General features: G+C 66.0%; 15 protein-coding genes. All 15 read right to left on the bottom strand.

Annotated features, from left to right (window positions below; all coding sequences use genetic code 11):
* Positions 1-44: 44 nt before the first annotated feature.
* Positions 45-3,920 carry a DNA-directed RNA polymerase subunit beta' gene (locus OG801_RS17885; RefSeq protein ID WP_406030190.1) on the bottom strand — a complete coding sequence of 1,292 codons (3,876 nt, stop codon included), beginning with the start codon at positions 3,918-3,920 and terminating at the stop codon, positions 45-47.
* An 86-nt stretch (positions 3,921-4,006) separates the two neighbouring features.
* Positions 4,007-7,477: a DNA-directed RNA polymerase subunit beta gene (rpoB, locus tag OG801_RS17880; RefSeq protein WP_378681944.1), complete on the bottom strand. Its 3,471-nt coding sequence runs from the start codon at positions 7,475-7,477 to the stop codon at positions 4,007-4,009.
* Between the two features lie 349 nt (positions 7,478-7,826).
* The gene (locus OG801_RS17875; protein WP_406030188.1) at positions 7,827-8,750 is read right to left on the bottom strand and encodes a J domain-containing protein; all 924 of its coding nucleotides are present in this window, start codon (positions 8,748-8,750) and stop codon (positions 7,827-7,829) included.
* A complete protein-coding gene (locus tag OG801_RS17870; protein WP_406030186.1) occupies positions 8,747-9,379 on the bottom strand; it encodes a hypothetical protein in 633 nt (210 codons plus the stop codon). The genes OG801_RS17875 and OG801_RS17870 overlap by 4 nt, the downstream gene beginning before the upstream one ends.
* Before the next feature lie 136 nt (positions 9,380-9,515).
* On the bottom strand, positions 9,516-10,784 hold the full coding sequence (locus OG801_RS17865) for an MCE family protein (protein ID WP_406030185.1): 1,269 nt from the start codon (positions 10,782-10,784) through the stop codon (positions 9,516-9,518).
* On the bottom strand, positions 10,781-12,244 hold the full coding sequence (locus OG801_RS17860) for an MCE family protein (protein WP_406030183.1): 1,464 nt from the start codon (positions 12,242-12,244) through the stop codon (positions 10,781-10,783). The genes OG801_RS17865 and OG801_RS17860 overlap by 4 nt, the downstream gene beginning before the upstream one ends.
* On the bottom strand, positions 12,241-13,383 hold the full coding sequence (locus OG801_RS17855) for an MCE family protein (RefSeq protein ID WP_406030181.1): 1,143 nt from the start codon (positions 13,381-13,383) through the stop codon (positions 12,241-12,243). Before OG801_RS17855 ends, OG801_RS17860 begins: the two co-directional genes overlap by 4 nt.
* A complete protein-coding gene (locus OG801_RS17850; protein ID WP_355019325.1) occupies positions 13,380-14,354 on the bottom strand; it encodes an MCE family protein in 975 nt (324 codons plus the stop codon). Before OG801_RS17850 ends, OG801_RS17855 begins: the two co-directional genes overlap by 4 nt.
* A complete protein-coding gene (locus OG801_RS17845; RefSeq protein ID WP_355019326.1) occupies positions 14,351-15,403 on the bottom strand; it encodes an MlaD family protein in 1,053 nt (350 codons plus the stop codon). Before OG801_RS17845 ends, OG801_RS17850 begins: the two co-directional genes overlap by 4 nt.
* A complete protein-coding gene (locus tag OG801_RS17840) occupies positions 15,400-16,761 on the bottom strand; it encodes an MCE family protein (RefSeq protein ID WP_406030179.1) in 1,362 nt (453 codons plus the stop codon). The genes OG801_RS17845 and OG801_RS17840 overlap by 4 nt, the downstream gene beginning before the upstream one ends.
* Positions 16,758-17,585 carry an ABC transporter permease gene (locus OG801_RS17835; protein ID WP_355019328.1) on the bottom strand — a complete coding sequence of 276 codons (828 nt, stop codon included), beginning with the start codon at positions 17,583-17,585 and terminating at the stop codon, positions 16,758-16,760. Before OG801_RS17835 ends, OG801_RS17840 begins: the two co-directional genes overlap by 4 nt.
* A 12-nt stretch (positions 17,586-17,597) precedes the next feature.
* The gene (locus OG801_RS17830) at positions 17,598-18,383 is read right to left on the bottom strand and encodes an ABC transporter permease (protein ID WP_160025586.1); all 786 of its coding nucleotides are present in this window, start codon (positions 18,381-18,383) and stop codon (positions 17,598-17,600) included.
* Positions 18,383-19,369 (bottom strand): ABC transporter ATP-binding protein, encoded by a 987-nt coding sequence (locus OG801_RS17825; protein ID WP_406024396.1) that lies wholly within the window; start codon positions 19,367-19,369, stop codon positions 18,383-18,385. Before OG801_RS17825 ends, OG801_RS17830 begins: the two co-directional genes overlap by 1 nt.
* A gap of 397 nt (positions 19,370-19,766) precedes the next feature.
* Positions 19,767-20,153: a 50S ribosomal protein L7/L12 gene (gene rplL, locus OG801_RS17820; protein WP_179660967.1), complete on the bottom strand. Its 387-nt coding sequence runs from the start codon at positions 20,151-20,153 to the stop codon at positions 19,767-19,769.
* A 92-nt stretch (positions 20,154-20,245) separates the two neighbouring features.
* Positions 20,246-20,827, bottom strand: a complete 582-nt coding sequence (gene rplJ / locus OG801_RS17815; RefSeq protein WP_355019330.1) for a 50S ribosomal protein L10 — start codon at positions 20,825-20,827, stop codon at positions 20,246-20,248.
* Between the last annotated feature and the right edge of the window lie 200 nt (positions 20,828-21,027).

The following is a 21,027-nucleotide window of genomic DNA, read 5'->3' as shown; positions in this document are numbered from 1 at the left end:
AGGCCCCGCCACCCGAAGGTGGCGGGGCCTTCTAGACCACTCGATCAGCTCTGGTACGAACCAAAGTCGAAGTCGTCCAGCGCGACGGCCTGGCCGCCGGTGTTGCCGAACTCGTAGTCGTAGTTGTCGTAACCGGTCACGGAGTACGCCGCGGCGCGAGCCTCATCGGTCGGCTCGACCTTGATGTTCCGGTAGCGCTCCAGGCCGGTACCGGCCGGGATGAGCTTACCGATGATGACGTTCTCCTTCAGACCGCGCAGCGAGTCCGAGCGGCCGTTGATGGCAGCGTCGGTGAGGACGCGGGTGGTCTCCTGGAAGGAGGCCGCCGACAGCCAGGACTCGGTGGCCAGCGAGGCCTTGGTGATGCCCATCAGCTCCGGACGACCCGAGGCCGGCTTGCCGCCCTCGGAGACCACGCGCCGGTTCTCCGACTCGAAGTCGATGCGGTCGGCCAGGTCGGAGGGCAGCAGGTTGGTGTCACCGGACTCGAGCACCGTGATCCGGCGCAGCATCTGCCGCACGATGATCTCGATGTGCTTGTCGTGGATGGACACACCCTGCGACCGGTAGACCTGCTGGACCTCGTCCACGAGGTGCTGCTGCGTCTTGCGGACACCGAGGATACGGAGGACCTCCTTGGGGTCCGGCGTACCGATGGTCAGCGGAGCGCCGACCTCGATGTGGTCGCCGTCGCCAACCCGCAGACGCGAGCGGCGCGACACGACGTACTCCTTGACCTCGGAGCCGTCGTCCGGGGTGACCAGGACCTTGCGGGCCTTGTCGGTCTCCTCGATCTCGACGCGTCCGGCGACCTCGGAGATCGGCGTGACACCCTTCGGCGTACGCGCCTCGAAGAGCTCGACGACACGCGGCAGACCCTGCGTGATGTCGTCGGCCGAGGCCACACCACCGGTGTGGAACGTACGCATGGTCAGCTGGGTGCCGGGCTCACCGATGGACTGGGCGGCGATGATGCCGACCGCCTCACCGATGTCGACGAGCTTGCCGGTGGCCAGCGAGCGGCCATAGCACTTGGCACACGTACCCGTACGAGCCTCACAGGTGAGGACCGAACGGACCTTGACCTCGGTGATGCCGGCGCGAACCAGCTCCTCGATCTTGACGTCGCCCAGGTCCTCGCCGGCGACCGCGAGAACCTCGCCGGTCGACGGGTGCTCGATGTCGACGGCAGCCGTGCGAGCGTACGCAGCGGTCTCGGCGTTGTCGTCCTTGACGACGACGCCGCCCTGGTCGACACCGATGACCTTGGGCAGACCGCGCTCGGTGCCGCAGTCGTCCTCACGGATGATGACGTCCTGCGAGACGTCCACCAGACGACGGGTCAGGTAACCCGAGTCGGCGGTACGCAGCGCGGTGTCGGCCAGACCCTTACGAGCACCGTGGGTGGAGATGAAGTACTCCAGGACGGAGAGACCCTCGCGGAAGTTCGACTTGATCGGCCGCGGGATGATCTCGCCCTTCGGGTTGGCCACCAGTCCTCGCATGGCGCCGACCTGGCGGATCTGGTTGAAGTTACCCGAAGCACCCGAGGTGACCTGCATGTAGATCGGGTTCTTGCGGTCGAACGCCTTCTCCATGGCAGCACCGACGACCTTGGCGGCCTCGGTCCAGATCTCGACGAGCTCCTGACGGCGCTCCTCGTCGGTGACCAGGCCGCGCTCGAACTGCTTCTGCACCTTGGCAGCCTGCGTCTCGAAGGTCTCCAGGATCTCGGCCTTGTTCGGCGGCGTGGTGACGTCGTCGATGGAGACCGTGACACCCGAACGGGTGGCCCAGTGGAAGCCGTTGTCCTTGAGCGCGTCCAGCGACGCCGCGACCTCGACCTTGGTGTAACGCTCGGCCAGGTCGTTGATGATCGCGCCGAGCTGCTTCTTACCGACCTCGTAGTTCACGAAGGGGTAGTCGGCCGGCAGGGTGTCGTTGAAGATCACCCGGCCCAGCGTGGTCTCGAGCACGAGCGGGTTGCCTTCGGTCCAGCCCTCCGGCACGTCGTAGCCGATCGGCGGGACGATGTCGTCGAGGCGGATCTTGATCTTCGACTGCAGCGTGATCTGGAGGTGGTCGAAGGCCATGATGGCCTCGGCCGGGGACGAGAAGGCACGGCCCTCGCCGATCTCACCCTCGCGGTCGGAGGTGATGAAGTAGAGACCGATGATCATGTCCTGGGTCGGCATCGTGACCGGACGACCGTCGGACGGCTTGAGGATGTTGTTGGTCGAGAGCATCAGGATGCGAGCCTCGGCCTGAGCCTCCGCCGACAGCGGCAGGTGGACAGCCATCTGGTCACCGTCGAAGTCCGCGTTGAACGCGGTGCAGACGAGCGGGTGCAGCTGGATGGCCTTACCCTCGATCAGCTGGGGCTCGAAGGCCTGGATGCCGAGGCGGTGCAGGGTGGGCGCACGGTTCAGCAGAACCGGGTGCTCGGTGATGACCTCTTCGAGGACGTCCCACACGACCGGGCGAGCACGCTCGACCATCCGCTTGGCGGACTTGATGTTCTGAGCGTGGCTCAGGTCCACCAGGCGCTTCATCACGAACGGCTTGAACAGCTCCAGGGCCATCTGCTTCGGCAGACCGCACTGGTGCAGCTTGAGCTGCGGACCCGACACGATGACCGAACGGCCCGAGTAGTCGACGCGCTTACCGAGCAGGTTCTGACGGAAGCGGCCCTGCTTGCCCTTGAGCATGTCGGAGAGCGACTTCAGCGGACGGTTGCCCGGCCCGGTGACCGGGCGGCCACGACGACCGTTGTCGAACAGCGAGTCGACGGCCTCCTGCAGCATCCGCTTCTCGTTGTTCACGATGATCTCGGGGGCACCGAGGTCGAGGAGACGCTTGAGGCGGTTGTTGCGGTTGATCACACGACGGTAGAGGTCGTTGAGGTCGGAGGTCGCGAAGCGGCCACCGTCGAGCTGCACCATCGGGCGCAGGTCCGGCGGGATGACCGGGACGGCGTCGAGCACCATGCCGGTCGGCTGGTTGCCGGTCTTGCGGAAGGCGTCGACGACCTTGAGGCGCTTGAGCGCGCGGACCTTGCGCTGACCCTTGCCTGTGGCGATGGTCTCGCGCAGGTTCTCGACCTCCTCGGCGATGTCGAAGCTCTCGAGGCGCTTCTGGATCGCCGTGGCGCCCATGTGGCCCTCGAAGTACTTCCCGAACCAGGTCTTCATCTCGCGGTAGAGCAGCTCGTCGCCCATGAGGTCCTGGACCTTCAGGTTCTTGAAGGTGTCCCAGACCTCGTCGAGACGGTTGACCTCACGCTCGGTGCGGTCGCGCAGCTGCTTCATCTCGCGCTCGGCGCCGTCCTTGACCTTGCGCTTGGCGTCGGACTTGGCGCCCTCGGCCTCGAGCGCGGCCAGGTCGGTCTCGAGCTTCTTGGCGCGGTCGTTGATCGCCACGTCGAGCCGGCCGGTCAGCATCTTGCGCTGCTGGTCGACCTTGGCCTCGAGCGAGGACAGGTCGCGGTGACGCGAGTCCTCGTCGACCGAGGTGATCATGTACGCAGCGAAGTAGATGACCTTCTCCAGGTCCTTCGGAGCGAGGTCGAGCAGGTAGCCCAGCCGCGACGGAACGCCCTTGAAGTACCAGATGTGGGTCACCGGAGCGGCGAGCTCGATGTGGCCCATCCGCTCGCGGCGTACCTTGGAGCGGGTGACCTCGACGCCACAGCGCTCACAGATGATGCCCTTGAAGCGCACGCGCTTGTACTTGCCGCAGTAGCACTCCCAGTCCCGGGTGGGACCGAAGATCTTCTCGCAGAAGAGGCCGTCACGCTCGGGCTTGAGCGTGCGGTAGTTGATGGTCTCAGGCTTCTTGACCTCGCCGTGGCTCCACGCGCGGATCTCGTCCGCGGTGGCCAGGCCGATCTTGAGCTGATCGAAGAAGTTGACGTCGAGCACGGTGGCTTCCAGTTCCTTCGTTAGTTCTTGGAAAATTCAAAGGGGACTGAGGGAGGGGAGGTACGCCGAGGCGTACCTCCCGCTCGTCAGACTTCCTCTACGGAAGAGGGCTCGCGACGGGAGAGGTCGATGCCGAGCTCCTCGGCGGCGCGGAAGACGTCTTCCTCCGCGTCACGAAGCTCGATCGCCGAACCGTCCTGGCTCAGCACCTCGACGTTCAGGCACAGCGACTGCATCTCCTTGACGAGAACCTTGAACGACTCCGGGATACCCGAGTCGGGGATGTTCTCGCCCTTGACGATCGCCTCGTACACCTTCACACGGCCGGGCACGTCGTCCGACTTGATGGTGAGGAGCTCCTGCAGGGCGTAGGCGGCGCCGTACGCCTCCATCGCCCAGACCTCCATCTCACCGAAGCGCTGGCCACCGAACTGGGCCTTACCGCCGAGCGGCTGCTGGGTGATCATCGAGTACGGACCGGTCGAACGCGCGTGGATCTTGTCGTCGACCAGGTGGTGCAGCTTGAGGATGTACATGTAGCCCACGGCCACCGGCTCCGGGAACGGCTCGCCGGAGCGACCGTCGAAGAGGCGGGCCTTGCCGTCGGTGCCGACCACACGCCGACCGTCCCGGTTGGGGAGGGTCGCGCTGAGCAGACCGGTGATCTCGTCCTCACGCGCACCGTCGAAGACCGGCGTGGCCACCTTGGTGCCCGGGTCGGCCTTGTCGGCGTGGATCTTGATGAGGCGCTGCTTCCAGGCGCTGTCCTCGGGGTCCTCGGAGAGGTTGAGGTCCCAGCCCTGCTTGGCGAGCCAGCCGAGGTGGAGTTCCAGGACCTGTCCGATGTTCATACGACGCGGAACACCGAGCGGGTTGAGCAGGACGTCGACCGGGGTGCCGTCCTCCATGAACGGCATGTCCTCGACCGGCAGGATCTTCGCGATGACGCCCTTGTTGCCGTGACGGCCGGCGAGCTTGTCACCCACGGAGATCTTGCGCTTCTGCGCCACGTAGACCCGAACCAGCTGGTTCACACCCGGGGGCAGCTCGTCGCCCTCCTCACGGTCGAAGACGCGGACACCGATGACGGTGCCCTCCTCGCCGTGCGGAACCTTCATCGAGGTGTCGCGGACCTCGCGCGCCTTCTCACCGAAGATCGCGCGGAGCAGGCGCTCCTCCGGGGTCAGCTCGGTCTCGCCCTTCGGGGTGACCTTGCCGACCAGGATGTCACCGGTGGTGACCTCGGCGCCGATGCGGATGATGCCGCGCTCGTCGAGGTCGGCCAGCATCTCCTCGGAGACGTTCGGGATGTCCCGGGTGATCTCCTCCGGCCCCAGCTTGGTGTCGCGGGCGTCGACCTCGTGCTCCTCGATGTGGATCGAGGTGAGGTAGTCCTGCTGCACCAGACGCTGGGAGAGGATGATCGCGTCCTCGTAGTTGTGGCCCTGCCACGACTGGAAGGCGACCAGGAGGTTGGCACCCAGCGCCATCTCGGCACCCTGGGTCGCCGGACCGTCGGCCAGCGGGGAGCCGACCTCGACCCGGGCGCCCTCGTCGACCAGCGGCTGCTGGTTGACGCAGTTGCCCTGGTTGGAACGCTCGAACTTCGCGAGCTTGTACGAGGTGTAGGTGCCGTCGTCGTTGAGGGTCTCGATCAGGTCGGAGGAGACCTCCTTGACCACACCGGCCTTCTTCGCGACGAGCACGTCACCGGCGTCGACAGCCGCGCGGTACTCGATGCCCGTGCCGACCAGCGGCGAGTCGCTGCGGACCAGCGGCACCGCCTGACGCTGCATGTTGGCGCCCATGAGCGCACGGTTGGCGTCGTCGTGCTCGAGGAACGGGATCAGCGCGGTCGCGACCGACACCATCTGGCGCGGCGAGACGTCGATGTAGTCGACCTCGTCGGCCAGGAGCTCGGAGACCTCACCGTCGCGCTGGCGGACCAGCACGCGCTCGGTCGCGAACTTCATGTTCTCGTCGACGGCCGCGTTGGCCTGCGCGATGACGTAGCGGTCCTCGTCGTCGGCGGTCAGGTAGTCGATCTTGTCGGTGACGACACCGTTCTCGACCTTGCGGTAGGGCGTCTCGACGAAGCCGAACGGGTTGATCCGGCCGAAGGAGGCCAGCGAACCGATCAGACCGATGTTGGGACCCTCAGGGGTCTCGATCGGGCACATCCGGCCGTAGTGCGACGGGTGGACGTCTCGGACCTCCATGCCGGCGCGGTCACGGGAGAGACCACCCGGACCGAGAGCCGACAGACGCCGCTTGTGCGTCAGGCCCGCAAGAGGGTTGTTCTGGTCCATGAACTGCGACAGCTGCGAGGTGCCGAAGAACTCCTTCAGCGCAGCGACCACGGGACGGATGTTGATCAGGGACTGCGGCGTGATCGCCTCGACGTCCTGGGTCGTCATCCGCTCGCGCACCACCCGCTCCATACGAGCAAGGCCCGTACGCAGCTGGTTCTGGATCAGCTCGCCGACCGTACGCATCCGGCGGTTGCCGAAGTGGTCGATGTCGTCAGCGGCGACCTCGGTGATGCCGGCCGGCATCTCGAGCTGCGCACGCCCGTCGTGCAGCGCGACGATGTACTTGATCGTCGCGACGATGTCGTCGACGGTCAGGGTCTGCTGGTCGAAGGCCTCGGTCAGACCGAGCTTCTTGTTGACCTTGTAGCGACCGACCTTGGCGGTGTCGTAGCGCTTCGGGTTGAAGTAGTAGTTGTTCAGCAGCGTCTGCGCGGCCTCACGCGTCGGGGGCTCGCCCGGGCGCAGCTTGCGGTAGATGTCGAGCAGCGCGTCGTCCTGAGCGGTGGTGCTGTCCTTCTCGAGGGTCAGCATCATCGACTCGTACTCGCCGAACTCCTCGCGGATCTGCTCGTTGGTCCAGCCGAGGGCCTTGAGCAGCACCGTGACGTTCTGCTTGCGCTTGCGGTCGAGGCGGACGCCGACCAGGTCGCGCTTGTCGATCTCGAACTCGAGCCAGGCGCCGCGGCTGGGGATCAGCTTGGCGGTGTAGATGTCCTTGTCGGACGTCTTGTCGGCGGTGCGCTCGAAGTAGACGCCCGGGGACCGGACGAGCTGCGAGACGACAACACGCTCGGTGCCGTTGATGACGAAGGTGCCCTGCTCGGTCATGAGCGGGAAGTCGCCCATGAAGACCGTCTGGCCCTTGATCTCACCGGTGTCGTTGTTGGTGAACTCCGCCGAGACATAGAGAGGCGCGGAGTAGGTGAAGTCCTTCTCCTTGCACTCCTCGACGGTGTACTTGGGGTCGTAGAAGACAGGGCTCTCGAACGAGAGGGACATCGTCTCCGAGAAGTCCTCGATCGGGGAGATCTCCTCGAAGATCTCCTGTAGACCGGACTTGTGAGACACGTCCTCCCCCGCTGCTTCGCGGGCGGCGACCTGCTCCTGCCAGCGCTCGTTACCGATCAGCCAGTCGAAGCTGTCGGTCTGGAGGGCGAGGAGCTTGGGAAGCTCGAGAGGCTCTGAGATCTTAGCGAAAGAGATGCGGCGAGGGGTGGAGTCACCCGACGAGGTGCGCGCGGCCAAGAGGAATCCTTCGACAAGGTTCGCAGGTGGATTCGCGCTGCCGACCACCGAACAGCCACCGGGCAGGCTGAGGGGCATATGAAGGCATGCGCAAAGCGCCATCGTACGGCACAAAAGCGCACTTCACAACACCGGGCCCAATTAAAAGTCCGGCGTACCTTCATTCACACCTGCGGCGCTCGAACCTCGGCGTTGTCGGTGCAGTGCCATTGTCGAGCATCGCGGATGATCATGCGCCCCATCGGCACCCCGGGTCAAGCATCCGCGCCAATCGGTCCGACCCACGGAAAAGTTATTCCAATCACTTGACAGGTAGCGCAAAAGCCTGGATGGCCAGGTCAGCTCGGGCCTAGTCCTGGCTCGGCTGGGTCTCGACCTTGTCCACCAGCCACTCGTCGCCGACCTTGGCCATCGTGAGCATCGCGTACTCCTGGTAGCCGATCGGGGTGCTCCGCTGGGCGTTGGTGACCTGACGGTCGACCAGCACGAGGATCTGCACGGTGTCCTCGGAGACCCGGATGACGCCGGCGTCGACCGGGGCGAGCGTCTTCACCACGGTCTTCGTCTCGGGGACGTTGTCGACGAGCACGGCGAAGAGCCGGTCGTAGTCCTCGCGGTAGTCCTTCGTCATCACGTCGTGAGCCTTGCTCTTCGACTCGTCCATCTTGCTGTAGTCGTAGGAGAGCAGCGGGACGACAGCCTTCTTCGCCGCCTCGAGCGCCTCGGCGCCCTGCTCCTCGACGAGAAGCTTGTGGTTGCGGGTGATCTGCTTGCCCACCGCACCCTCGACGGTGCTGGTCGTGACGTTGTTGTTGGCGACGGTGCTGACCTTGTCCTGCCCGAGGAAGACCACGCCGGCAGCGACGACCGCGGCCAGGGCGAGCGCGCCGGCGGCGACCAGCCCCCACGTCGGGAGCAGCGGCAGCGTACGTCCGGTGGCCGCACTCTCCTCGGCGTCGGGCTCCTCGTCGGCGGGCTCGTCGTCGTCATCCGCGTCGGCTGCCACCGCGGTGTCGGCGGTCTCCTCGTCTGCCCCGCGGTCCTCGTCCTCGACCGCAGCCTCCTCGAGAGCGGCCAGCTCCGCGTCGTACGCAGCCCGCTTCTTCTGGTCCAGCAGGACCGCGGCGGCATCGTTGAGGGTGCGGAAACGGCGGTCGGTGGGGTCCAGGTCGGCGATCGCGGACTTCCACGCCGCGCGGATGTCGTCGGTGGCGGCATCGGGCTCGACGTCGAGCAGGTCGTACCAGGTCGGACTAGTCATCGTGGAACTCATGGTGTCACCCCTTCGCTGCTTTCCGAAGTAGGAGCTTCCTCGGCGGGGTACCAGTCGTCGACCAGCCACTTCCCGTTCTGCTTCACCAGCTCCACCTCTGTACGGGCGAGCTGACGCGCCGCCTCGACGCGCTCCTCGGAGCCCTCGGACTTCGGGTAGCTGATCGCGAGCTCGGCGACGACGAGCACGGTCGCGCTGTCCTCGTCGAGGCCGGCGACGCCCGTGCTGTGCACGCTCGTGGTGCGACCGACGCCCTGCTGGACGACGGTGGCCTCGGCGAAGGCGACGTTGCCCAGGAAGCTCTTCTCGAACTTCGGGGTCAGCAGCTCACCCACCCGCTCGCGATACTTCGGCATCGTCTTCTTGTCGCTGCCGACGTCATCGGGACCGTAGGTGTTGACCCGGCCGACGAACTTGTCGGCCGCCGCCATCACCTGCTCGCGCTGGCTCACCACCGACTCGTCGGCGCCGCGGGCCAGCTGCCAGCCGACGTAGCCGACTGCAGCCAGGATCACGGCGATCAGCAGGGCCAGGACGCCCCAGCGGAGCAGTGCGCCCCGGTTCGCGGTCGCCTGGTCGGTCTCTGCGCCGGTCTCCGTGTCGGGTCCGGGGTCGGTCGTGGTGCTCAAGACGGATCACTCTCTGTGGTCAGCGGCTCCAGGAGCCATTTCCAAGCATCAACACCGTACGCCGCTGGCGAATCGGTCGATGCAGCAGCGTTCCGGGCCCCGACCCCGGTCGGCTGCGTGGTGGTCAGGGGTCCGGCTACTCGGTCTCCATCGGCTGCAGGTAGAGCCACTTCCAGGCGTCCTCGCCGTAGGAGGCGGGAGCGGCGGTCGACACCGTGGTCTCCTCGGCCTCGCCCCAGGTGAGCTCGCCGGTGTCCGGGTCGAAGCTGGCGATCGAGTCGGTGCCACCGACGGCCGCGCGCGGCACCTGGCTGGAGCCACGAGGGTTCGACTTGCTCGGGTCCTCGGTGCAGGAGACCTCCGTGTTGAACGGACGGCTCTGCAGGTCCAGCGGGCTGCGCTTCTTGGTGCTCTCGTAGCCCTGCTTGCACGGCGCCTGGGTGGTCAGCGCCAACCCGAAGTGGGCCTGCGCCAGGCCGGGGTGGCCGACGTCGACGACCGCGAAGCTGCCCTCGACGACGACCGGGAAGATCGAGAGCAGGTGCCTGACACCCGGCAGGTTCTTCCGGACGACCTTGCCGGTCACCAGCACCTCGTTGAGGAGCTCGCTGATCTCCACGTCGTTCTGCTCCAGGAACTGCCGCAGCTCGATCGAGCTGGCCGAGCCACTCTCGATCAGCCTGATCAGGTCCTTGTTGGAGCCGGCCAGGGTGCCGGTGAACAGCTCCAGGTCGGTCGCGAACGACTTGATCGCCGAGCTGCTGTCCAGCTGGCCTTGGAGGACCGTGTTGCTGTCCCGGATCAGCTGGGTGGTGAGGGCGAAGTTCTGGTCGGCGGTCTCCACGAAGGCGGTGCCGGTGTCGATGATGGTCTGCAGGTCCTGACCGGTGCCGGCGAACCCCTTGCCGAGCTCGTCGATGGTCGTGGTGAGCGCCTTCTGGTCGACCGAGTTCACCGTCGTGGTGACGTCCTCGAGGAGCTTCTCGGTCGGCAGCGGCGTGGTCGTCGCGGCGCGGGCGATCTCGGAGCCGTCCTCGAGGTAGGGCCCGCCCTTGGACTGCGGCTGCAGCTCGACGTACTGCTCACCGACGGCGGAGCGGTTGCCGACCACGGCGAGGCTGTCGGCCGGGATCTTGTCCTCCCAGCCCTTGTCGATCTTCAGGGTCACGTCGACACCAGTGCGGTTGAGCACCAGCTCACCGACCTGGCCGATCTTGACGCCTCGGTAGTCGACCTCGGCGTCCTCGTAGATGCCGCCGGACTGCTCGAAGTGGGCCATCACGACGTAGTGGTCCTTGACGAACAGCGACCCCAGGCGGGCGTAGCGCGCACCGACGAAGCTGACCCCGACGAGGGTGATCAGCAAGAAGATCATCAACTGCATCTTCGTACGGCGGGTGATCATGAGACGCCCTCCTGGTGAGTGTTGCTCGAGGTGCTCAGCGCGGGGATCATCAGCGAGGTCAGCCCCGGGTCGAGCTCCTTGCTCAGCTCGTCGTACGTCACCGCATGGGTCCCCGGTGTCGCACCGGCACGGCAGAACAGGAGCAGCACGCACCCGGAGCCGTCGTCGGTGGTGCTCCCGCCGTTGGACGAGGGAGCCCCGAGCCCTAGCAGGCCGTCGAGGGTCTTCCCGATCGAACCCAGCACGCCCGTCACGCACGCCTGGGGCGCCGAGGAGGACTGTCCGGTCAGTACCTCCTGGCAGGTGTCGATGGCGCTGGCCAGCCCGCCGTCCTTGCAGACGTTCGTGAGGTTGTTGAGCCAGTCGAGAGCCGTCTCCTCGTCCGGATACGTCTTGAGCTTCCTGTTGATCTCCTCGAGACCCCAGCAGACGGTGCTGCCGACCCGAGGCGCGTTCTGGAGCAGCGTGTCGAGGTTGAGGTCGACGGTGACGTCGAGGTTGACGAAGTCACCCATGTGCAGGTTGCGCGCGGCCTGCGGCGAACCACCGACCGCCGCGTCGACGAACGGATAGGTGAGGATCGTGTTCATCGCCCGGACGAAGTCGTCGCCGGAGTCGGCCAGGTTCGACAGGACCGGCCTGAGGTCCTTGATGATGCCGATGGTGTTGTCCTTGGACGCCCGGATGACGCGTACGCCGGTGTCTCCGAGCCGCTCCAGGGCCTTGAGCATCTTGACCAGGTCGGCGCGCTGCTTGTCGATGCTGGAGATCGCCGAAGGCAGCTCGTCGAGGGCAGCGTCGATGGAGCCCATCTGCGCGTTGGTGGCCTTCGCCAGCGCATCGAGCGCCTCGATGGCCGCGACGATCTTCTCCTTGTTGTTGTCGAGGTCGCGCGCCAGCTTCTCCACCTGGTGGAGTACGGAGCGGGCGGAGTCCTCACGGCCGGCGAGCGCCTTGTTGAGCTCGGTCGAGATCGTCTTCAGCTGAGCCACGCCACCACCGTTGAGCAGCAGGCTCAGCGCACTGAAGACCTCTTCGATCTCCGGGTTGCGGCCGGTCTGCGAGAGCGGGATGGTCGAGCCGTCGGCGAGCTTGGTCGACTCGGGCTCGGCCGGCCGCTCCAGCGAGACGAACTTCTCGCCCAGCAGGGACGTCTGCTGGATCGACGCGCGGGCGTTGCTCGGAAGACTGACGTCCTTCTTCAGCAGCATCTCGACGGTGGCGACGCCGTCGTCGAGCCAGATCTTGTTGATCTTGCCGACGTCGATGTCCTCGAGCTTGACGGTCGACTGGGGCACCAGGTCGAGGGTGTCCTCGAACTGCGCGGTGACCGAGATGGCGTCGTCACCGGCGTCCACGCCGCCCGGGAGCGGCAGGTCGTAGACGGAGAAGGTGCCGCAGCCGGTCAGCATCAGGGCGCCGGCGATCACGCCGACGAATGCCTGGAGGGCGCGCTTCATCGTTTCACCTCCACCAGGCCGCCGAGCGACATGTCATAGGGCACTCCGTAGGACGAACCCGTGCCGAGTCCGATCGCCGCGGAGCGGTTCAGTCCCGGCATCTGCCGGATCTGCGAGCAGATCTCGGCGCTGCTGCCGTCGGTCGCCTGGTCCACGAGGCTGCACAGGAACGACGCCGGGTTCTCGATGATCTCGTCGAGGATCATGGTGATGTTGGCGTTGGTGTCGAGCGTGCCGGTCTCCGGGTTGTACGCCAGGCCCAGGTTGTTGAGCGCCAGCGGCGCGGTCCGGAGGCTCTCGTCGAGCGCCTTGCGCTGCTTCACGAGGACCTTGCCGATCCGGTTGAGGCTCTGGATGTCCTCGCGCAGGATCGCCTTGTTGTCCCGGACGAACTGGGTGACCTTGTTCAGCGCCACCGAGAGGTTCTTCATCGACGCGGCGAGCTCTTCGCGCTCACCTTCCAGCATCGAGGAGACCTCGGCGAGCGCCTGGGCGAAGTCGCGTACGGTCTTGTCGTTCTCGGCGAGCGTGCCGATGAAGCCTTCGAGCTGCTCGGCGGAGTCGAAGAACTGCTCGTCGCGGTTGTCGAGCACCTTGGTCAGCTTGCCGAGGTCGCCGACGGTCGAGTTGATCTTCTCGCCCTGGCCGCCGAGGTTCTTCGCGGTCTGCTGCAGCAGGTCGGTGAGGGCGCCGTTCTTGTTGGCTCCGTCGGGACCGATCGCGACCACGAGATCGTCGACGCTGGAGTAGATCTGGTCGAGCTCGACCGGGACCGACGTCTTGTCGGTGCTCAGCACCGCACCGTCGGCCAGCTTCTTGCCGCCGTCGTAGGCGGGCGTGACCTGGACGTAGCGGTCGCCGACGATCGACGGCGAGATGATCACGGCCTTGGCGTCCGCGGGCAGGTCGACGTCGCTCTTGTATTCCAGGGTGACCTTCACGTCGGTGCCGTTCGGCTCGACCGAGGTCACCTTGCCGACGGCGACGCCGAGCACCCGCAGGTCGCTGCCCTCGTAGAGCGAGACCGTGCGCGGGAAGTGCGCCACGAGCGTCTTCTCACCGGTGTCGCGGACCAGCGCCCAGGCCCCGACCCCGAGGACGAGAGCACCGATGATGATCGGAACAATTACCTTGTTCATGGGGTCCTCCCAGTGAGAGCCGGAACGGGAGGCATGTTCTGGATGTAGGTGTCCCACCAGGGGCCGTTGCCCAGGGTGTTGTTGAAGACCTTGTAGAACGGCGCCATCAGCCGCAGGGACTTCTCGAGGTTCTCCTCGTTCTTCGTGAAGACGTCGAGGATCACGTCGAGGCTCTCCAGCGCCGGCTTGAGGTCGGCACGGCTGTCGTCGACCAGCTGGGAGAGCTCCTTAGAGAGCAGCTGGGTCGAGATCAGCAGGTTGTGGACCGCCTCGCGCCGCTCGACCAACGCAGCGAAGAGCTGGTTGGCGTCGTTCATCAGCGTGATCAGGTCCTCGTCGCGCTCGTCGAGCACCTTCGTCACCCGGTCGAGCTGGGTGAGCAGCGACTCGATGCGCTCGTCCTTGGCGGCCAGGTTGCGGGATAGGTCGGAGACGCCGGTGAGGGCGGCCTGGAACTCCTCCGGCGTCGACCGGGTCAGGTCGGCGAGCGTGGTGAGCGCCGCGGCGAGCTGGTCCTTGTCGATGTTGGCGGAGGTATCGGCCAGCCCCTCGAAGGCCTCGACCACGTCGTAGGGAGACTCCGTGCGGTCGACCGGGATGGTGGCTCCCGCCTTCATCTGGCCCTCTCCGGCCGGCTGCAGCTCGAGGAACATGTCGCCGAGCAGCGTCTTCACGCGTACGCCGGCTCCGGAGTTCTCACCGAAGTTGACCTTCTCGCGGATCTTGAAGCCGACCTTGACCTGGTTGCCGTCCAGCTCGATCGAGTCGACCTTGCCGACCCGGACGCCGGCCACGCGGACCTCGTCGCCGGCCTTGAGGCCACCGGCCTCGGAGAAGTTGGCGTAGTAGGTGGTGCCACCACCGATCAGCGGCAGGCTGTCGGCCTTGAACGCCATCACCAACAGCATGACGAGGACGGCGATCGAGACGGCGCCGATCTTGACTGGGTTACGTTCGCGGAAGGGAATCATCCGAGGTTGCACCTCGCTTGACCGGGCTCGTAGAGCGGAATCTCGAGGTCCTTGCCCTCAGGGTCTCGGATCGTGCCCCGCAGACCGCACAGGTAGAAGTTGAACCAACCGCCGTAGCTGGCCGTCGCGCCGATCTTGTCCAGCTTGATCGGCTGGAGCTCGAGGGCGTCGTCGAGCTGGCGCTTGTCCTTGGCCACCTCGTCGGAGAACCTCCGGGCCTGGCGCAGGTCCTCCAGGAGCGGGTCCTTCGCCTCGTGCACCAGGTCGGCGGTCTCCACGGAGAGCGCCGAGATCTGGTCCAGGGAGCCGAGGATCGCCTCGCGGTCGTTGTTGAGACCTCCGACGAAGTCGCGGAAGGTCACGATCAGGCTGGAGAGCTCCTTCTCGCGGTCGCCCACGTGCTCGAGCACCTCGGTGAGGTTGTCGATCAGAGCGTTGATGACCTGGTCCTTCTCGGCCAGCGTCGAGGTCAGCGAGGCGGTGTGAGAGAGCAGGCTCTCCAGCGTGCCGCCCTCGCCCTGGAAGACCTGGACGATCTCGTAGGACAGGGTGTTGACGTCGTTGGGCGACAGCGCCTGGAAGAGCGGCTTGAACCCGTTGAAGAGCACGGTCAGGTCGAGCGCCGGGTGGGTCTGCCCGACCGGGATGGTCTGGCCCTCCTGCAGGGCGGAGGAGTCGCCCACCAGCTGGTTGGTCAGCGCCAGGTAGCGCTGGCCGATCAGGTTGCGGTACTTGATCGTCGCCTCGGTCGTGGTCGCGATCTGCTGCGCGCTGTCGACCGTGAAGGTGACCACCGCGCTGCGGGCATCGTCGGAGATCTCGATGCCCTTGACCGAGCCGACCTTGACCCCGGAGATGCGTACGTCGTCGCCCTTGTTCACACCGGTGACGTCGGTGAAGACGGCCTTGTACTCATCGGTCTGCCCGAAGGTGACGTTGCCGATGGTGATCGCGAGCAGGCCGGTGGCCAGGGTCGTGACGATCACGAAGATCACCAGCTTCCAGAAGTCCTGGAAGGTCTTGGCGTCGAAGAGCTTCACTGCGCTCATTCGTACGTCACCTCAGCTCCACGTGCGGCCGGGCCGAGCAGCAGCCCGCCTAGGTCCGGGACCTCACTGGCGGTCATGCCCATGCCGGGGGCGAACAGCTCGTTGATGACATCGGTCTCGGCCGACGTACCGACGTAGGACAGGGCCGAGTAGCCGGTCGTCCCGGTGGCGGAGCGCATGACACCCTTTCCGGTGGGCTCGTCGACGCCGTCGTTCTTGTTGGGGAACGGCGCGAACGGCTTCTTCTGGCTCCAGGACGCGTTCGGCATCTCACCGCAGTAGGGCCCGCTGTCCTCGCCGTAGCGCGGCTTGTCCTTGGTCGAGTAGGGACGCGACTGGTGCGGCAGCGTCTCCAGCGTGATGTGGACGGTGTTGTTGCGGAACACTTCGGTGAACTCGTCGGTCAGGACGTCCATGCCACCGATGAGGCACGGGAACATCGGGGCGTAACGGGCCAGCGTCTGGGTGACCGGCCGACCGACCTCGCCGACCTGGATCAGCGTGTCGCCGTTGTCGTCGAGGAATTTGTCGGCGGTGTTGGAGAACGCGGTGACGTCGGTCAGCATCTTGTTGAGCTCCACCTCGCGGTCTTCGAGCGTGGTCGCGGTGACGATGGTGTTGCGCAGGATCTGACCGATCTCCGGGAGCACGGCCTGGTAGGTGCCGGAGACCTCCGTGGCGAGCTCGAGGTCCTCGATCAGCGCCGGGATCTCGGGGTTCAGCCGCTTCAGGTAGGAGTCGAGGGTGTCGAGCGACTCCCCGAGCTTGTCGCCGCGACCCTCGAGGGCGGTGGCGAGCGCGTTGAGCGTGTTGTTGAGGTCGGCCGGCTGGATCGTCCGCAGCAGCGGGTAGAGGTCACGCAGCACGGCCTGGACCTCGGTGGCCATCTTGGTCTTCTCGATGACCGCACCGGCCTGGATCGGCTCGGTGAAGTCGGTGTCGGGCGGGACCAGCGAGACGTACTTCTGGCCGAAGAGGGTCTTGGGGAGGATCGCGCCGGTCACGTCCGGGTGGACCTTGCTGATCTCCTCGGGGAACAGCCCCAGGGTCAGCTCGGCACCATCGTCGGTCGGCTTCATGTCGAGGACCTCGCCCACGATCAGGCCACGGACCTTGACGTCGGCGCGCTCGGGGAGCTGCAGACCGACGCGGTCGGCCTTGAGGGTGATCTCCTCGAACTGTCCGAACCGGTTGGTGAACTGCGCCCAGGTCAGGACGAGCGCGGCCAGGAGCAGCGCGAGGAAGAGGATCCCGAGGATCTTGCCCTTCTGCCGGCCCCAGGCGAGCGCCACTGCGCTCCGCTTGTGCGGCGCGGGCAGGTCGTGATGGACCTCGTCGCGAGCGAGTGTCTGAGTCATCCCGCCAACCTCACTGTCGTCGTGCTGCCCCAGATCGCCATCGAGAGCATCAGGTCGAGCACGGAGACGGCGACGATGCTCGTACGCACCGCCTTACCGACCGCGACACCGACCCCTGCGGGGCCGCCGGAGGCGTTGTAGCCGTGGTAGCAGTGGATCAGGATCACCACGACGGCGAAGATCAGCACCTTGCCGAAGGACCACAGCACGTCGACGGGCGGCAGGAACGTGTTGAAGTAGTGGTCGTAGGTCCCCGCACTCTGGCCGTAGAAGAGGATCACCGTGAACCGGGTGGCGACGTAGGAGGAGAGCAGGCCGACCACGTAGAGCGGCACGATCGCGATCAGGCCGCCGATCATCCGGGTGGTCACCAGGAACGGCAGCGACGGGATCGCCATCACCTCGAGGGCGTCCACCTCTTCGGAGATGCGCATCGCGCCGAGCTGGGCGGTGAAGCCGCAGCCGACCGTCGCCGCGAGCGCGATGCCGGCGACCAGCGGCGCGATCTCACGGGTGTTGAAGTAGGCCGACACGAAGCCGGAGAACGCCGAGGTGCCGAGCTGGTCGAGGGCGGTGTAGCCCGACAGGCCGACCTGGGCACCGGTGAAGAAGGTCATCGCCAAGATCACGCCGACGGTGCCGCCGATGACGGCCAGCGCCCCCGACCCGAGGGTGACCTCGGCGAGGATCCGGAGGATCTCCTTCTTGTAGCGCCTCAGTGTGCGCGGAAACCACGAGATCGCGCGCAGGTAGAAGCCGAGCTCGTCACCGAGGTGGTCGAGGCTCTTGGCAGGCTTCTGGTAGATCGCCTTGATGTTCGCCATCCGTCTCGCCTCCTATCCGGACTTGCTCGGGATGATCTGCAGGAAGATCGCAGACATCACGAAGTTCACGATGAACAGCAACAGGAACGTGATGACGACCGACTGGTTCACGGCGTCACCGACGCCCTTGGGGCCACCGCCGGCGTTCATGCCCATGTACGAAGCCACGATCGCCGCGATCAGACCGAACACGAGCGCCTTCGCGAGGCCCTGCCACAGGTCGGCCATCTGCGCGAGCGCGGTGAAGCTGGCCAGGTAGGCACCCGGGGTGCCGCCCTGGATGATGACGTTGAAGACGTACCCGCCCATGACGCCGACGATCGAGACCAGGCCGTTGAGGAAGACCGCGATCATCATGCAGGCGAGTACACGCGGGACCACCAGCCGCTGGATCGGGTCGATGCCCAGAACCATCATGGCGTCGAGCTCTTCACGGATCTTCCGAGCACCGAGGTCGGCGGCGATCGCCGAGCCACCGGCACCCGCGACCAACAGCGCGGTCGCGATCGGGGCAGCCTGCTGGACGACCGCGAGGACCGCGGCCGATCCCACGAAGGACTGCGCACCGAACTGGGCCACGAGGCCACCGACCTGCAGCGCGATGACCGCGCCGAAGGGGATCGCGACCAGCGCGGTCGGGACGATCGTCACCGACGCGATGAACCACGCCTGCTGGATGAACTCTCGGAACTGGAAGGGGCGCCGAAACACGGCGCGCCCCACGTCCAGACCGAACGCGAAGAGCGAGCCAGCGGTCCCGATCGGCTTCAGGACCCTGGCGGCGGTCAGAGATGACATCAGTAAGGAGCCTCTGTGGGGTCTGCTGCTTTCACACCACCGGGGGCCATGGCCGCGTCTGCTCGGAACGATCCCGGCGGCGGGGTGACACCGTTCTCTCGGCACCAGGCGCCCGGCGGACGCTGGTACTTGCGCGGAATGCCGTTGGACGGCTCGAGCTGCATCGGGATCGGCGGCAGCGGGGGCAGGCCCATGTCCTTCTCGGCGGCCAGCTCGTCGGCGTCCTTCTCCTCGGACATGCCGATCGGGCCGATCGTCTGGGCGTTGAGGAACTGCCGCACCACCGGCTCCTCGGAGCTCAGCAGCATCTCGCGGGGCCCGTACATGGCCAGGTGCTTGTGGTAGAGCAGGCCGATGTTGTCCGGGACCGTACGCGTCGAGTTGATGTCGTGGGTGACGATCAGGAAGGTCGCGTCGATCTGCGCGTTCAGGTCGATGAAGAGCTGGTTGATGAAGGCCGTACGCACCGGGTCGAGACCAGAGTCGGGCTCGTCGATCAGCAGGATCTCGGGGTCGAGGACCAGAGCACGCGCCAGACCGGCACGCTTACGCATACCACCGGAGATCTCGCCGGGAAGCTTGTTCTCGGCGCCGATGAGACCGACCAGGTCCATCTTCTCCATGACGATGTTGCGGATCTCGGACTCACTCTTCTTCGTGTGCTCACGAAGCGGGAACGCGACGTTGTCGAAGAGGTCCATGGAACCGAACATGGCGCCGTCCTGGAACAGCACGCCGAACAGCTTGCGAACCTCGTAGAGGTCTCGCTCCGAGCAGCTGGCGATGTCGACGCCCTCGATGACCACGGAGCCCGTGTCGGGCTTGATCAGACCGATCAAGGTCTTGAGGAGCACCGACTTGCCCGTGCCGGACGGACCCAGCATCACGCTGATCTCGCCCGCAGGCAGGGTCAACGAGACATCTTTCCAGATGAGCTGCTTACCAAAGCTCTTGGTCAGCCCTTCGATCTTTACGTCTACACCCATCCGGGCCGGCTCCCTTCCTGTTCGCGCGGGGATCTCCCTCAAGTCCCCACTGCCCGACTAACGGCAGAGTGTGACGGGGGTTACGCACTTTCCGCGACACGCGTCACACTTTTGTAAACCATAGTGGCCTGCGAACGATGACGGTGATCACCACCCGAGACGGACTCCCCCAGCCAGAACGTCGACGGTCGGATTGCGACCCTTCACGCCCGGCGTGTGTTCAAGATAACGAAACAAACCGCGAGTGGCTACTCAGGAGTAGCAACCCGCGGCTCGAACGATCGGAGCGCTGCGCTGCAGCTTGCCCGATCTGTTGCGGAACTGTTTCCGCAATGTAGAGAAAGCCCGGGCCCGGCGGAATCCGCCGAACCCGGGCTCAAGGGCCGAAGCCCTCAGATCACTTGACGGTGACCGTGGCGCCGGCGGCCTCGAGGGCCTCCTTCGCCTTGTCAGCGGTCTCCTTGTTGGCGGCCTCGAGGACAGCCTTGGGGGCACCCTCGACGAGCTCCTTGGCCTCCTTCAGACCGAGGGAGGTCAGGGCGCGCACCTCCTTGATGACGTTGATCTTCTTGTCGCCAGCGGCCTCGAGGATGACGTCGAACTCGTCCTTGGCCTCCTCGGCGGCGGCGGCGGGGGCACCCGGGGCGCCGGCGGCGGCGACGGCAACCGGAGCAGCAGCGGTGACGCCGAAGGTCTCCTCGAACTCCTTCACGAACTCGGAGAGCTCGATGAGGGTGAGCTCCTTGAACGCGTCGAGCAGCTCGGCGGTGGTGAGCTTCGCCATGATGGCATTTCCTTTCGTGGTGGCCCTCTGCGTTTTTCTTTGAGTACCGCAGCGGGCCGGGTTACAGGTGGTGGTTAGTTACGACCGGGGCCTCAGGCCTCGGCCGGAGCCTCCTCGGCGGCAGCCGGCTCAGCGGCACCACCTGCGAGGATCGAGGGGTCCTCCGCGGCCTTGGCCTCGAGAGCGGCAGCGAGCTGCGCGGTCTTCGAGGGCAGAGCGTTGAAGGCGTAGAGCGCCTGCGACAGCGACGCGGTCATCGCGCCGGCAAGCTTGGCGAGCAGGACATCGCGCGACTCGAGGTCGGCAAGCTTGCCAACCTCAGCAGCGTCGATGGCCTTGCCGTCCAGGTATCCACCCTTGATGACAAGGTTGGGGTTGGCCTTGGCAAAGTCACGCAGACCCTTGGCCGCCTCGACGACGTCACCCTGGATGAAGGCGATCGCGGTCGGGCCGGTCAGCAGGTCGTCGAAACCCTCGATGCCGCTCTGCTTGGCGGCGATCTTGGTCAGCGTGTTCTTGACCACGCCATAGTTGGCGTTCTCACCGAGCGAGCGGCGAAGAGTCTTCAGCTCGCCGACGGTGAGACCACGGTACTCGGTGAGCAGGGCGCCGCTCGAGGCGCTGAACTTCTCAGCGATCTCCGCGACGGCAGCCTGCCTTTCAGCCCGCGCCATGGGTCTCCTTCTTCCGGGAATCGATCCCACCGGCGAGGGCCCTGCATGACAAACGCCCCGAGCGCAGGCTCAGGGCGTGACGTACGATCTCGTCTTGCTCTTCACCTACGCTGGCCGTCCGCATCCTGCGGAACCTTCGATCGAGTGCATGCGCACCTGACAACCGGCGGTCTCTGGTTTCAGACAACAATTATGCGTAC

It is taken from the genome of Nocardioides sp. NBC_00163 (assembly GCF_045206295.1).
GTDB lineage: Bacteria > Actinomycetota > Actinomycetes > Propionibacteriales > Nocardioidaceae > Nocardioides.
Note: the sequence above shows the minus strand (reverse complement) of the source record. Positions and strands in the feature narration are given on the sequence as shown.

Excerpts from the sequence above, each read along its gene's own strand:
- OG801_RS17875 (WP_406030188.1), bottom strand. The coding sequence starts at position 8,750 with ATGAGTTCCACGATGACTAGTCCGACCTGGTACGACCTGCTCGACGTC.
- OG801_RS17865 (WP_406030185.1), bottom strand. The coding sequence starts at position 10,784 with ATGATCACCCGCCGTACGAAGATGCAGTTGATGATCTTCTTGCTGATC.
- OG801_RS17860 (WP_406030183.1), bottom strand. The coding sequence starts at position 12,244 with ATGAAGCGCGCCCTCCAGGCATTCGTCGGCGTGATCGCCGGCGCCCTG.
- OG801_RS17855 (WP_406030181.1), bottom strand. The coding sequence starts at position 13,383 with ATGAACAAGGTAATTGTTCCGATCATCATCGGTGCTCTCGTCCTCGGG.
- OG801_RS17850 (WP_355019325.1), bottom strand. The coding sequence starts at position 14,354 with ATGATTCCCTTCCGCGAACGTAACCCAGTCAAGATCGGCGCCGTCTCG.
- OG801_RS17845 (WP_355019326.1), bottom strand. The coding sequence starts at position 15,403 with ATGAGCGCAGTGAAGCTCTTCGACGCCAAGACCTTCCAGGACTTCTGG.
- OG801_RS17840 (WP_406030179.1), bottom strand. The coding sequence starts at position 16,761 with ATGACTCAGACACTCGCTCGCGACGAGGTCCATCACGACCTGCCCGCG.
- OG801_RS17835 (WP_355019328.1), bottom strand. The coding sequence starts at position 17,585 with ATGGCGAACATCAAGGCGATCTACCAGAAGCCTGCCAAGAGCCTCGAC.
- OG801_RS17830 (WP_160025586.1), bottom strand. The coding sequence starts at position 18,383 with ATGTCATCTCTGACCGCCGCCAGGGTCCTGAAGCCGATCGGGACCGCT.
- OG801_RS17825 (WP_406024396.1), bottom strand. The coding sequence starts at position 19,369 with ATGGGTGTAGACGTAAAGATCGAAGGGCTGACCAAGAGCTTTGGTAAG.
- rplL (WP_179660967.1), bottom strand. The coding sequence starts at position 20,153 with ATGGCGAAGCTCACCACCGCCGAGCTGCTCGACGCGTTCAAGGAGCTC.
- rplJ (WP_355019330.1), bottom strand. The coding sequence starts at position 20,827 with ATGGCGCGGGCTGAAAGGCAGGCTGCCGTCGCGGAGATCGCTGAGAAG.